The sequence below is a fragment of the Allorhodopirellula heiligendammensis genome, assembly GCF_007860105.1.
Classification (GTDB): Bacteria; Planctomycetota; Planctomycetia; order Pirellulales; family Pirellulaceae; genus Rhodopirellula; species Rhodopirellula heiligendammensis.
In genome coordinates, this window is sequence record NZ_SJPU01000001.1 from 64951 (window position 1) to 79390 (window position 14440).

Below are 14440 nucleotides of genomic sequence, written 5' to 3' on the forward strand. Positions count from 1 at the left end.
ATGTGGAATCAACAGCAGCCACGTGACTTTCTCGATCCCGCAGTTTTGGCCGCGCTCGGTGGCATGCCACTGATGGCGCGGCGGCCGATGCGAGGCAGCGTGTCTGGTAAACACACCAGTCCAACGCGTGGATCGAGTGTTGAGTTTGCCCAGTACCGCAAGTACGTCCCCGGCGACGACCTGCGGCGATTGGATTGGAGAGCTCACGGCCGCAGCGACCGGTACTATGTCAAGGAGTTCGAAGCCGATACGAATCTGCGGTGTTGTCTCGTCGTCGACACGAGCGGCTCGATGGAATTTGGCACCGTCACGGAGAAAGCAACCGACGCGGTAACGAAGAAGACGTTGACGAAGTTGCAGTACGCTCGGCGAATCGCCGCCACGATTGGCTACCTCGCGGTCGGCCAAGGCGATGCGGTGGGATTGTCCTGTGTCGCTGATGGAATTGTCAAACATCTTCCCGCCCTGCGGAATCCGTCGCACTTGCGCACGATCTTCGATACCCTCGAAGAGATTCGCGGGCAGGGCGAAACGCATCTCGTTGAGGTCTTGCATGAACTCGCCGAAACGACGCGGCAGGGCGCGATGATCATTGTGATGTCTGACTTTTTTGTCGATCCCGACCTGCTGCGGGGATGTTTCGAGCACATTCGTTTTCGCAAGCATGATCTATCGCTATTCCATTTGCTCGACCCGATGGAGCTGAGTTTCTCCTTCGGCCGGCCCACGCGGTTCTTGGACATGGAGGGTGGTACAGCGATCTTCGCCGAACCAAGTGAGATTGCGGATCGCTACCACCAAGCGCTGCAACAGTACCTCGAAAGCATGCAAGAGATTGTCACTCAGACGGGAGTGGACTATCACCGTGTCGGCATCGACGAGTCGTACCAAGATGTCTTGACGCGGTTTCTGACACGACGGGCGATGGCGAGGAAGGTGCGATGAATTTCCTACAGCCCTGGATGCTCGTCGCACTGCCGCTGGCATTCCTTCCAATCATCATTCACTTGATCAATCAACGGCGGTTTCAATCCACGCAGTGGGCGGCGATGATGTTTCTATTGTCGGCCAACCGGATGAATCGCGGCTATGTGAAGATTCGCCAGTGGCTGATTCTGGCGTTGCGTGCGATGGTGATCGCGGCTCTCGTCTTTGCCATTGGTCGGCCCATTGCCAGCGGGATCTTAGGTGGATCGATTGCCGGATCGATCACGGGGCGCGGCCCCGCCAATACGATCGTTATTTTGGATCGGTCACCATCAATGCAGGCCAGCAATGATGGAACGTCACGAACCAAGCTGGAAACTGGCGTCGCTGAGATTGCGGAAGCTTTGCAAACGATCGGCACCCAGCGTCTGGTACTGATTGAGAGCAATGCGGTCTCGCCCCGCGAGGTCGCAACTCCCGCAGACTTATTCGATTTGCCAGAGGCGGGCCCGTCCGATGCGTCTGCCGACATACCTGCGATGATGCTGGCCGCACTCGACTACATCAATGCCAACCAACTCGGCCAAACTGAGATCTGGATTTGTTCCGACCTCCGCAATCATGATTGGCGCGGCGACGACGGTCGCTGGTCGTCGCTGCATGATGCGTTTACAGAGTTTGGCCGCCGCGTGCGATTTCGCTTGCTGGCCTTTGGTCCGTCAAGTTCCGCCGGCAACGTCGATGCAGATAATCGATCCGTCCGAATTGAAGAGGCGAAGCTGGAGGCGACTGCGGATGACAATGAGTCCGCTGTCCTGATTTCGCTCCAGATCACGGGGCATGCCGACGACGCCGAAGGCACACCGCGAAGCGTGCCAGTAACGCTCGATCTGGATCAATCACGAAGTGTGGTCAACGTCGAAATGCAGGGCGGGGTGGGCCAACTCGCCGGCCATCGTGTGGTCTTACCTCGAGATCAAACGCGCGGATACGGATCGGTTTCGATCCCGGCAGACTTGAATCTCGCGGACAACACATATTTTTTCACCTTCGACAAACCGCCGCCCCAACGGACCCTGGTGGTGAGCGATGACGGGGAGATTGGGCGAGTGCTGCAACTGGCGGCGGAGATCACTCCCGACGAGAATACGCGTAGTGTGGCCGACGTGGTTTCGCCACGCGACCTTGCGGGTGTTTCCTGGGAAGACGTTTCACTGGTGTTGTGGCAGGCCGCATTGCCATCGCACGACGGATCCGATTCCGACGCTGCAGAGATGCTGGAAGCGTTAGTGGGTCGGGGTGGTCGGGTTATTTTCTTTCCCCCTGAGTCGGGCGGCGACGTTGCTGCATCGGGCGAATTGTTCGGCATGCAGTGGCTGAGTTGGGGCGAGGTGGAGGGCGAGCATGCGGTCAGTTCGTGGCGCGGCGACGCCGATTTGTTAGCCGCGACGTTGGCGGGCAGTGCGCTGCCGGTCGGAACATTGCGGGTCAAACGATTCGTGGGACTGGAGGGCGACGCCACCACGCTCGCGAAGCTATCTGATGGATCACCGTTACTAGCACGAGTAGCGACCCCCAAAGGCGGAGTTTATTTTTGCAGTACGACGCCGCTGGCGAAGGACTCGTCGCTGGCGGCCGATGGGGTCGTGCTCTACGTGATGATCCAGCGAGCATTAGCCGCCGGAGCATCCTCGCTGGGAAATACCTCTCAGATCGACGCTGGGGTGACCGCGGCGACCGAAGCAGAGCGATGGGAGCGGCTGGCAGGTCGAGAGTCCGCCTTATCGAGCGAAAATGCGTTTGTTGCCGGTGTGTTCCGTGAACGAGACAACGGCCGGTTAATCGCAGTCAATCGCAGTTCCCTGGAAGACGCCTCTGCCCGGATCAGCGATGAACAAGTCGAGGCGTTGTTTCATGACTTGCCGTTTGTGCGGGTCGATCGAACCGCTGGCAAATCGAACTCGCTCGTCGAAGAAGTCTGGCGGGCGTTTTTGATCCTGATGTTGATCGCGATGATCGGGGAAGCCTGTTTGTGTCTGCCGCGGGTCCGCGCGAAAGACGATACGCCGGTGCGGGGAGGTGCCTCGGCATGATCCAAACCAACTCCGTTTCATTTGCGTGGACACCCGCGACCGCAGTCATTGCGGTTGCTGCGGTGGTGGCAACTGCGCTACTCGGCTTGGTGGCCTGTCGGCGCAGCGGGTGGCGTGGCTCCACCGTGGCGCTCGAAGCTTTACGTTTGCTGATGGTTTCGATCGCCGCGTTGTTATTGGGCGGCCCCGAATGGGTCGAGCAATATCGGCCGGAAGAAAAACCCGTCGTGGCGGTGCTATGGGATGATTCCGGCAGCATGCAGACACGTGATGCGTCGATGAGCGCCGCGTCTCGCAGCGACGCGATTGAGCCGCTCACTCAGGTCGAATCGTGGCAATCATTGCAGGGTCGTGCCGAAGTTGTGATCGAGTCGTTTGCCGAGACAAAAAGTGCCGACGACTCCACCGCGAGGGTCAATCCGATCTCCGCCAATCCGGAGCAAAGTATTGACGAACCGGGGACGGACCTGTCCAGTCCCTTAGTCGATGCGGCGACCAAGCATGATAATCTACTGGGCGTCGTCCTGGCCTCGGATGGCGATTGGAACCAGGGTTCAGCGCCAGTCCAGGCTGCGGGGCGATTACGTTCGCTCGGCATTCCAGTGTTCGTGTTCCCCGTCGGCAGCGACACTCAGTTGCCTGATGTGGAACTGCTCAGTTTCGACGTACCCACATTTGCGATCGCGGGCAAACGTGTTCGGATTCCGTTCTCGATTGAAAGTTCGCTGCCACGTGACCATCAGGCGACGGTCACGATGAAAACGAATGAGGGCGAGACGATCACGAAGGAGGTTCGCGTGCAGGCGATGGGTCGGACAAATAGTTCGATTGACTGGGAACCGGAAGCTCTTGGAGAAACGTCGCTCACGCTCAGCGTCTCACCCACCACAGGAGAGGTTCGTGACGACAATAATGAGATGACCTCGCCGATTTCTATTCGTGAAGAGAAGCTGCGGGTGCTCGTGATTGAATCGGTGCCACGTTGGGAGTATCGCTATTTGCGTAATGCGTTATCGCGAGACCCGGGCGTGGATGTTTCCTGTCTGCTGTTTCATCCTGGCTTGGATAAACACGGTGGCGGCAACGCTGACTACATCAGTGAATTTCCAGCAACGAAAGCGGAGTTGTCGAAATACGATGTCGTGTTTATTGGCGATGTTGGCATCGATGACGGACAACTGACGATCGAACAGTGCGAGTGGCTGCGGGGGCTCGTGGGGCAGCAGGCCAGCGGGATTGTGTTCATGCCGGGCTGGCAGGGACGTGAATTCAGTTTGCTCGACACGCCCCTTGGTGAACTGATCCCGGTGGTGATGGATGAAGGCCAACCTCGCGGCTGGGGGTCGCGCACCGCTCAGCACTTTGAGTTGACGGAGTTGGGCCGGCGCAGTCTGTTGACGAAACTTGCCGACACGACGGACGAGAACCTTGAGGTCTGGGGAAATTTGCCTGGCTTCCAGTGGTACGCGCCGGTCGTACGCGCCAAACCGGGCACAGAGACGTTGTGTGTCCACCAGGAAATAAGTAATCAATTTGGCCGGTTGCCATTGTTAGTGACACGCACCTTTGGTGGCGGCAAGGTGCTGTTCATGGGCACCGACGGTGCTTGGCGATGGCGGAAGGGCGTTGAGGATTTATATCACTATCGGTTCTGGGGCCAGGTCGTCCGGTGGATGGCCTACCGCCGTAGCATGACGTCGGGTGAAAACATGTATCTCTATCAGTCACCCGAGCGTCCCCGCGTCCGGCAAACCGTGACGGTGAACGCCAACGTGATGGAATCCAGTGGCGAGCCACTCAGCAAGGGCGACGTGACGCTGCGGGTGGTCTCGCCAGCGGGCAGGATCGAGACGATCCGATTGGATTCGGTGGGCGAGGAGTGGGGTGCTTTCTCGGGCCGCTTCACGCCGCACGAACACGGGATGCACGAGTTGACGCTATTTTGCAAGCAGACCGGTGACACCTTGCAGACGAAACTGCTGATCCAAGGGGCCTCACTCGAGCAGGTTGGAAAACCTGCCCGACCGGAGGTTTTGGAAGAGATTGCCAGGGTGACTCGAGGCCAAATTCTTACCGTTGACCGGCTCGATGACGTGGTACAATGGCTGGCGGCGATGCCCGATCCGCCGCCCTCAGTGCGCCGGATTGCGCTGTGGAGCCATCCGTTTGTGGTCGGATTGTTCTTCGTTCTGTTGGCGTTGTTTTGGATCGCACGAAAGGGAGTGGGATTGATATGAGTGTTGTCACCAATTCATCAGGTCCAGATTCAGGGCCGCCGAAGGCTCCTCGCACTGGTGCCAATAGCATGCCGCCGGCCAGCCTGTCGTCGCCCCATCACGGCAGTCTACGAGTACCGGACTCGCTACATCAACAATTGCTTGGTTATCGCCGTCATGTGTGGCGAATCAAGATTTTAGAGGCTGCTGCAATCGCGGTCTTCGGCCTCGCCGCTGCGTTCTTAATCGTCTACGGTTGGGACCGCTTGGCCGACACGCCGCGAATGATGCGCACCGGTCTGCTCATGGCGGCGGTAGCATTGATGGCGATCGTGCCATGGTTCGTCTATCGCTGGGTGTGGCGACATCGCGGTCTCGAACCCTTGGCTCGCTTGCTCAGCCGCGAGTTGCCGGCCGTCGGAGATCAATTGCTGGGCGTGATCGAACTGACTCACAGTGACTCGGAGCAAGCCCGTTCACCGGCGTTGTGCCAAGCGGCAATGAATCAAGTTGCCGCGGATGCCTCGCGCCGCGATCTCGCTCACGCGGCACCCCCGTCGCACTATCGCCTGTGGAGTACTCTCGCGGCAGTCATGGTCATCGCTAGCATTGCCCTGGCCGCAATCTATCCTGCCGCGGCAGCCAACGCGATGTCGCGGTTGGTCATGCCGTGGAAGAACACACCTCGCTACACGTTTACTCATATTGAACCTTTGCCAAACGAATTGGTGCTACCGCATGGCGAAGCGACGACGCTGCCGGTTGTCCTGGCCGATACGACGCGGTGGCAACCACCGACGGCAACGCTGCAGATTGGTAACCAGCCACTGGCCCGAGCGAGTCTGGAGAATGGTCAGTACCAATTCAACCTGCCGCCACAGATCACGTCTGACAACCTGACACTTCGCGTCGGCGACGTGACCCAAAGCGTGAACGTCGAACCAACTCTGCGTCCTGAACTGGCGTCGGTGATGGCGGCGGTGAGGTTGCCGGAGTATCTCGGCCAGAACGCGGTTCGCCGCGTCGACTCCCGAGGCGGCAGCGTGACGATGGTCCGCGGCAGTCAAGCGGTTTTTACTGCAACGATTAATCGTGATTTAGCAGCAGGACAGATTAATGAACAGGAGCGGGAAGTCGCCGGCGCGACACTGGCCAGCGACCAGGTGGCGATCGACGAAGTCTCCTCAATGAAGTTCCAATGGCAAGATCAACTTGGTTTGACCGGCCGCGAACCGTTCGAACTCACTGTCAACACAGTCGACGACGAAGCCCCAACATTGATCTGTGACGGGTTGCCTCGCCAAGCGGTAGTGCTTGACAGCGAGACGTTGAAATTCACTGCTCGGGCGAACGATGATTTTGGAATTCGGCGAATTGGTCTGATGTGGCGAGGCCTTGACATGGGCGCCGTCGAGCATCCTGCGTCCGGTGAACGCCCCTTGGCCGCTGGTGATTTTGATACTCCCGAAGTCGAAGCGATCGGAACGTTCTGCGCCACGACGCTGGGCATCGAGGCACAGCCGATCGAAGTGTTCGTTTGGGCAGAAGATTTCCTGCCGGGGCGAAATCGGATCTATTCGCCACCGCACGTGCTCTATGTCCTGACCCCAGATCAGCATGCGATTTGGATGAACGAGCAGCTTAGCAAGTGGCACCGCCAAGCCCTCGATGTTCGCGATCGCGAGCGGCAACTCTATGAAAAAAACAAAGAGCTGCGCGACATGTCAGCGGCAGAGCTTGATACGGCCGAGAACCGCCGCGAGATCGAACGGCAGGCCTCCGCGGAAACATCCAACGGACGCCGACTCGATCGGCTCGGCAAGCTCGGTGACGAACTCGTCTTGGCCGCCTCACGCAATCCCGAGATCGGCGTCGGACATCTCGAACGGTGGGCCGAGATGCTACAAGTCTTAAAGGACCTGTCGCAAAACCGCATGCCCTCCGTCGCGGACCTGCTCGACAATGCCGCCGAGCAGCCGAGCCTGGTCGACGGACGCCCCCGCCCGGACGGAGAAATCACGCCGGCCAAACCGACCAGCGTCAGCGGACCGAAGGCAGGCAAAAACCTGGCCGCAGGTGGCGGCAAGGGTGCCAAACCGTTCGAAGGCAAAGCGCCGTCGCTGCGTAATGCGCCCTCCCTTGTTGATATGGAATCATCGGCGAACTCGCCCGACGAGGGCAACGCGGAGCCCGGACCCCCGAAGAAACCTAGCAGCCCCTCGCTGCGACTCCCCACGACAACTGTCATGGGCAAGAGTCAACCCAAACAGGAGCAACCGCCCCAGGCCCAGCAAGAATCCATGGACAAAGCGGTGGAGGAGCAAGCAGATGTGCTGGCTGAATTCGATCGCCTCGCCGATGAACTCAACGCGGTGCTGGCAAACCTCGAAGGCAGCACGCTCGTGAAGCGACTCAAGGCTGCCTCACGGCAACAGAACGTTGTCGCCGGTCGGTTGACCGATCAACTGCAACCTGCCTTCGGTGTCAGCCGTCCGACAATGGATGTCTCGGTACGCGATGAACTTGACAAGTTGCAGGAAACCGAAGCATCCAGCGTGACCAACGTTTCCTACATCATGGATGACCTGGCAGCGTACTTTGAACGGCGGCGATTCATGCGATTCAAAGCCACCCTCGACGAGATGAAACAAGCCGATGTGATCGGCGGGTTGCGGCAACTGTCGACGGAATTGGTCAGCAAACAGGGGCTCTCGGTCGCCCAAGCGGAATACTGGTCCGACGCGATGGACCGGTGGGCTGAGAACCTCGTCGATCCCGCCTGCAGCGGATCGTGCCCCGGTGGAAAGTCACCTGAGAGCTTGCCTCCATCGATCGTCCTGGAGGTCCTGCAGATTCTCGAAGCGGAAGTCAACTTGCGAGAAGAAACCCGCGTCGCGGAGCAGGCCAAACCCGCAATGAAAGAAGCCGAGCGTGCTGAGAACGTCGAGACGCTCGCGAGCTCGCAAGACGCTATCAACGAGCGGGTGGTCAAGGTCATCGCGCGGATTGAAGAACTGCCCGATGCGAGAAAGCACTTTGGGAAGGAACTCCAAATGTTAGCGGCCGTTGACCAAGTGATGAGCGAAGCGACCGGTATTTTGAAGAATGCTGACACTGGAGCACTCGCTATTGCTGCCGAAACTGAGGCGATCGAATTGATACTGCGGTCCAAGCGGATCAATCCCAAGGGAGGCGGCGGCGGAGGAGGCTCGTCGCCCGGCGGTGGCGGCAGTGGAAACACCACTGATTCGGCCCTGGCATTGGTTGGAAAAGGCCGCAATGAGAAAGAGGTTCGTGAGAATCGCGAAGTCGGGCAAACGACCGGAGAGAGTGGTGCCGTGCTCCCTGAGGAGTTCCGCCGTGGATTGGATCTGTATTTTAACCGGATGGGAGGATCCTGATGCTGGGCAGTTTTCTTTCTTCCTGTCTCGCTGTACCACAACGCATGTCGACATGGGCAGACTGGGTGTCTCGCGGATCAATGATCGCCAAGCGATTGCCGTGCCGAGCCTGGATTTGTAGCTTGGGACCACTGTCACGAGCGTCCCGAATGACGGCGCCCGATGCGTCGTTGCTCCCAGCCCACATTCAAGGAGTTGGTCACCCCACGGGGACGTCGTGCGACGGTGTTGTCTCCCTGCCTCCGGCTGACTCCCTGCAGGTGGCACCGGTCTTTCGCAACCCATCGGGCTATTTACACCTGTGCCTGGTGCTGTTGGGGTGGTGCCTCGTGCAGACCAGCAACGTTGCGGCTCAGGATGAGGAGGATGTTCTCGCCGAAGCGATCGAAGTCTTCGAAGCAGATGCCGGAGACGTTCAGGCATTCTTCCCAGCCATGGTGGGTGCTCCCGCCCGTGACCTGGGAGCGCCTTTGGAATTTGTAAAACCGCTCGTCAATCTCGAGATCTCGTTCATCAAGCGAGTCTGTGAGCCCACCGATGAACAGATGACCGAGATCGTCGCTGCAGCCAAGCAGGCATACGAAGCCACAGGCGATATGGTCCAAGACCCGCAGCAGGCGATACGAGTCGACAATCGGGTGCAAATCATGGGGCCAGGAAATGAACAACTCAAGGAGAACCCTTACCGCCGAGTTCGTCGTGACGCCGCTAAATATCTGCAGGCGATTGTTTCTGAAGAACAGTACGATCGTTACCAAGCCGAATCGAAACAACGTGATGAATTCGAACGTGCAGCGGTGGTGGGAACCATCGTCGCATTAATCGACGACAAAATCGCGATGACGGAGCAGCAGCGTGCTGAGATGACCGAACTGATGACGCCCTTGAAGGACGGCTTCGACCTCCAGTCCATGCAAGTCTACATCTACAACCCGCAGTACCTCCCAAAAATCCCGGTGAGTGTCGTTAACAAAGTCTTTGATGAGAGACAGCTCAAGGCGTGGAAGTCAATGAACTCTGTGATGATGTCTTTCACGACGAGTTTCAATGGCGCGCAAGAGTTTTCACTCGAGGAGGAATGGATCCAATGATGCGTTTCTTCCTCAGCTGCCTGTGCCTTCTGGCATGGTCGACGCATGCATCGGCGCAAAACTTCGAGATCGACATTACCCAATTCGACAGTTGGATCTTCTCTAATTTGGGAAATACAGACAACGCTCGGCAGACGCTGGCCGACCGCGCTGAGATGGAAATTGATCGCATGAGTTTGTCGACGCCGCTGCGAGACGATCAGATTAAAAAACTCCGCTTTGCCGCCACAGGAGATATTAAACGGTTCTATGACGATGTTGACCAAGCCCATCGTGAATTCTACGCGATGCAGAAGGCAGGCGAGATCGGTCAGGAAAATGTCAACGAGCTTTACCAACTTGCCGCGCCGTTGATGCAGCGTCTCAACAACGGTCTGTTTGGCGAGACTTCGTTGCTCAAAAAAGTTGCCCGTGGATGTGTGGACAAAGAGCAGGCAGCGGTACTGCGTGAACGGGAGGAACGTCGACGCAAACTGAAGAGCGAAATCGCCATCACCAGTTACGTCGCAACGCTGGGACGACAGATTCCCATGACCCAGACTCAGCGAGCAGACCTGATGACCTTGTTGACGGAGAACGTTCAGTTGTCCGATCCTAACCATCAATATATCAGCTATCTATTGATGTACGAAATGAGCAAACTCCCCAAATTGAAGACGATTCTGGACGACGCGCAGTACAAGGCGATCGAGAAGAATTTCCAACGAGGCGTGATGATGAAAGCGACGCTGAAAGACGCGGGGTTACTCGATGAAGAATAGAAAATACAAACCTTCTCATCGCTATCAGTGTTGGGATCCGATGGCGGTGCCTTCCGCACTTTTATTAACTTTATTTCTCGCTTGTTCCCCAATCGCTCACGCTCAATTCCCCACCGCTCAAATGGGCGAGGTCGTTCCGCGTGATGTGCGCGAGGTCTATGAGAAGGGACTGCAGTACCTCGCCAAAACGCAAACCGAGGACGGGGATTGGCGCGGTGGTCAGGGCGGGCCGGGAGTCACCGGCATGGCCGTGATGGCATTCCTCGCATCAGGAGAAGATCCCAATTTCGGTATCTACAGTGGCAACATCCGTCGTGGTTTGCGAAGCATCTTGCTCAGTCAAGACTCGGCAACGGGTATTTACGGCGGCGCCATGGGGCACACGAGTATGTACAACCATGGTTTTGCGATGCTGGCGATCGCTGAGTCCTACGGCGCCGTCGACGACTCAGACCTGTGGCGTGGCAGTGCGAAACAGAGCGAAGACGGAACTGGCATGACGCTTGGTCACTCCCTCGAACTCGCCGTGCGTGGTGCAGTCACCTCGCAAAAGAAAAACCGCTTCGGGGGTTGGCGGTACGGTCCTGACGCGACCGATGCGGATACATCCGTCAGTGGCGCCATGATGGTCGGATTGCTCGCGGCGCGTAACGCGGGCATCGAGGTGCCCGACGAAGCGATCGATCGTGGCGTGGCGTATTTCAAATCGATGACCAGCCCATCGGGACAGGTCGCCTACGCAGGCATCGGGGGCTTCGACGACTCGATCCCACGAATTTCCATTGGGACGCTGGTCTATGCCATCGCACGACGCAAGGACATGCCCGAGTTCAAAGCGACCCTAGGAGCATTGACGAGCCGGCTCGAACAGCCCGCCAGCGGCAGTTATCTGCGTTACGGTCAATACTATGAGGCCCAGGCATTGTTCCAAGGCGACGTTGAGGCCTGGGAGAAATGGAATGAGCAATTGATTCGCGAACTCAAAGCCGACCAGGGTGCCGATGGTGGATTCTCGGGAGGGCTCGGAAACTCCGTCGATTCGGCCCTGTCACTCCTCGCGATGGCACTCAACTTCCGCTTCTTGCCAATCTACGAACGATGAAACACTGCATCCTGATCACGTTCCTGTGCGTTCTATCCGGCGGGTTATCGGTGAGCGCCGCCGAGTCCTCGTCGCCAGGGCTGCTACGACTCGTCGGCGGGGATTACATCCCAGGATATTTAGCGAATTCCAAACCGCAGGAGCAACGCGATGGCATCACGCGTCAGCTCGCATGGCAACATCCTGAATTCGCCACGCCGATTCAGTTCAATTTGCAATCGGTTGTTGTCGCATCCTTTCCTCCTCCCGACCAAGCCACCCCAGCGATGGGGCAATTTGCGATCGAATTGGTTGGCGGCGATCGTGTCTTTGGAAGCATTCTCGATATCGATGGGGAGGCCGTTCATGTCGGTACCGAGGAGTTCGGTGAGCTGGTCATCGAGCGTTCTGCCGTACGACGAATCTTGCGTTGGAACGATGGCGCGGCGGTGCTATTCGCGGGCCCCGGGGATGTGTTGGACTGGAAAGTTCGGCCCGATGCGCAAGCATGGCATTCCGGTGGCAACCAACTGCACACTGACAAGCCCAGCGCAACAGCGTTTCGCGATATTGGGCTACCCGAGACGCTAAGGATCGAATTTGAACTGGCGTGGGAAGGCGAACCTAACTTTGAGTTTGCGGTAGGCGTCGACGCGAAGAATACCGAATATGGAGGCAACAGTGCATTTCATATTGAGGTCTGGGATGACCAGATCACGTTGATGCGTGAACTGGATCAGATTGCTGATTGTGTGCCCCTGGGGAACTGGAAGGACCTCAACGGTAGTCTGCGGTTAACGCTGGAACTCGATCAAGCTGAGGGGCGCATGGTGGCATTGTCGCCCCAAGCCAAAGTGCTCGGTGAAATCACCGTCAATGGTGACAACTATCCCGGCGTCCGCCCCGGCATTCGGCTGACCAATATCGCAGGCAATGTGAGCCTAGAATCACTGCGTGTGTTGCGACTGACCGGCCAGACGTCCCGAGAAACGGCCACCGACGAAGACCTCATCGTGCTCACTGACCAGACGGCTCAGCGCGGACGTTGGACGGATGTTATCGACAACGAGTGGGTCCTCGCCGAAGGCGAATCGGAACAGCTGATCGATCCATCGAAAGTGCTCTCGATTGACTTACATTCTCCGCCAGCGGGTTCTAGCGACCAAGTGTCTGAGAGCCGAGCATCCCGGCCAGAGAATAAACCCAATGCGACCGATGCATCCTCCCCGACTGTTCAAGTCGTTACCCATGGCGGCGTTCGCCTCAGTGGAGAGCTGCAGGCGTCCCGTGACGGCAAATTGACGCTCACCAGTGATCTCATTCTCGAACCGATCGAACTGCGGCATGCGGACATCAGCAGAGTCTCGGTAGCGAGTTCCGGTAAGATCGCGTCCGAATCGTCTAAGTTCATTCTTGGCAGACTTGAGTTCCCAGACGCTCGATTGACGGGTCGTTTCATTGACACCGCAGACCAGAATCAGCCGACTCCACTGCGGTTTTCGCCGCGTCATGCCTCCGCTGTCAATCTCATGCCCACGTTTTCGGGCCGCATGGTTTATCGCGAATCACCTCCACCGGAGACTGCGAAACAACGCCGGCTGCGTGAACAGCGTGAGGCCGCCATGAAACGAGCAAACCAGCGTCAGGCTAATCAGGGCGGCGTTTGGAATGCACTCGCTCGTGCCTTCGGCAACACTGCCTCAAATAAGCCTCTTAATTCCTCGCCGCGATCGATGCACCTGCGGTCCGGTGAGATCATTCCCTGCGAGGTCACCGCGATCGATGAGCGGGGTGTGGCGTTCACCTCAGAAGTCACCGAGCGAACACGATTACCGCTCGATCAGATTCGGGCGATTGCGTTTACCGCTGGATGCCGCGATCCTGAGATTGAGGCGGCCCGACGCGACCGTTTATTGACCGTGCCACGGATGCGAAAAAAAAATCCCCCGACGCATTTAATCGTTGCTAACAACGGGGACATTCTCCGAGGTCGGCTCGTCCGCGTGACGGATACCAACATTGAGGTCGCAACTCGGCTGGAAACCATTCCCATCAAACGCTCCGTCGTCGCGCAGATCATTTGGCTCGATGATCATTCCGATGACGAGCAAGGCGATGACGCCGAATCAACCGGCAAGGAGTCGGACGAATTAGCAGTGCGAGCGATCTTGCGAAACGGCAACCGCATGTCGCTGCTGGCCCGCAGCCTAGAAAGCAGTGTATTGATTGGCGAACATCCCTTGCTGGGCGAATCTCAAATCAAGCTTGGTGATGTCAACGAATTGTTGATCGGCATCGATATCAACCAGGCTGAGCGAGACCAGCCCTATGGTGATTGGTTGTTAAAAGACGCTCCCGAGCCGATTATCGAGAGTGCAGAGGGCGAGGGTGGCGCAGCGGCGATGTCACCGCTTGTCGGCACCGCTGCCCCCGACTTCTCGCTGGACCTGCTCGGTGGCGGAACGTTCTCAATCTCAGGTTCACGCGGACAAGTCATCGTTTTGGATTTCTGGGCGACTTGGTGCGGTCCGTGCATGCAGGCGATGCCAGTGATCGAGCAAGCCGTCGCGGAGTTCGATGAGGATGACGTGCGACTGGTCGCGGTGAATCTACAGGAGACCGCTGAGCCCATTCTCGAAACGCTCGCAAGACTGGACATTTCACCGGAGGTTGCGCTCGATATCGATGGAGTCGCAGCCGCTCGATATCAAGCCAATGCGATCCCGCAAACCGTCGTGATCGACCGTGCAGGCAAGATCACACACCTGTTTGTCGGAGGCGGCGCAAAACTAGGTGAGCAGCTCCACGCCGCGATTGCGAAGACATTGGAAGATGAAGAATCGCAACCCAACGGCCAGGAGTGACTTCAA

8 protein-coding genes are annotated in these 14440 nt (G+C 57.9%); all 8 read left to right on the forward strand.

Features of this window, described 5'->3' with window-relative positions:
* Entirely contained in the window at positions 1–945 is a 945-nt protein-coding gene (locus Poly21_RS00320; RefSeq protein WP_146404874.1) for a DUF58 domain-containing protein, read from the forward strand.
* Positions 942–3020 (forward strand): BatA domain-containing protein, encoded by a 2079-nt coding sequence (locus tag Poly21_RS00325; protein WP_146404876.1) that lies wholly within the window; start codon positions 942–944, stop codon positions 3018–3020. Before Poly21_RS00320 ends, Poly21_RS00325 begins: the two co-directional genes overlap by 4 nt.
* Positions 3017–5257 carry a vWA domain-containing protein gene (locus Poly21_RS00330; protein ID WP_146404878.1) on the forward strand — a complete coding sequence of 747 codons (2241 nt, stop codon included), beginning with the start codon at positions 3017–3019 and terminating at the stop codon, positions 5255–5257. Before Poly21_RS00325 ends, Poly21_RS00330 begins: the two co-directional genes overlap by 4 nt.
* Positions 5254–8637 (forward strand): DUF2157 domain-containing protein, encoded by a 3384-nt coding sequence (locus Poly21_RS00335; protein WP_302117029.1) that lies wholly within the window; start codon positions 5254–5256, stop codon positions 8635–8637. Before Poly21_RS00330 ends, Poly21_RS00335 begins: the two co-directional genes overlap by 4 nt.
* 149 nt (positions 8638–8786) lie before the next feature.
* Positions 8787–9728: a hypothetical protein gene (locus Poly21_RS00340; protein WP_146404880.1), complete on the forward strand. Its 942-nt coding sequence runs from the start codon at positions 8787–8789 to the stop codon at positions 9726–9728.
* Positions 9725–10489, forward strand: coding sequence for a hypothetical protein (locus Poly21_RS00345; protein ID WP_146404882.1), 765 nt, complete (start codon positions 9725–9727; stop codon positions 10487–10489). Before Poly21_RS00340 ends, Poly21_RS00345 begins: the two co-directional genes overlap by 4 nt.
* A 40-nt stretch (positions 10490–10529) precedes the next feature.
* Positions 10530–11591 (forward strand): prenyltransferase/squalene oxidase repeat-containing protein, encoded by a 1062-nt coding sequence (locus Poly21_RS00350; protein ID WP_146406733.1) that lies wholly within the window; start codon positions 10530–10532, stop codon positions 11589–11591.
* Positions 11588–14434, forward strand: coding sequence for a TlpA family protein disulfide reductase (locus Poly21_RS00355; RefSeq protein WP_146404884.1), 2847 nt, complete (start codon positions 11588–11590; stop codon positions 14432–14434). The genes Poly21_RS00350 and Poly21_RS00355 overlap by 4 nt, the downstream gene beginning before the upstream one ends.
* Positions 14435–14440 lie beyond the last annotated feature (6 nt).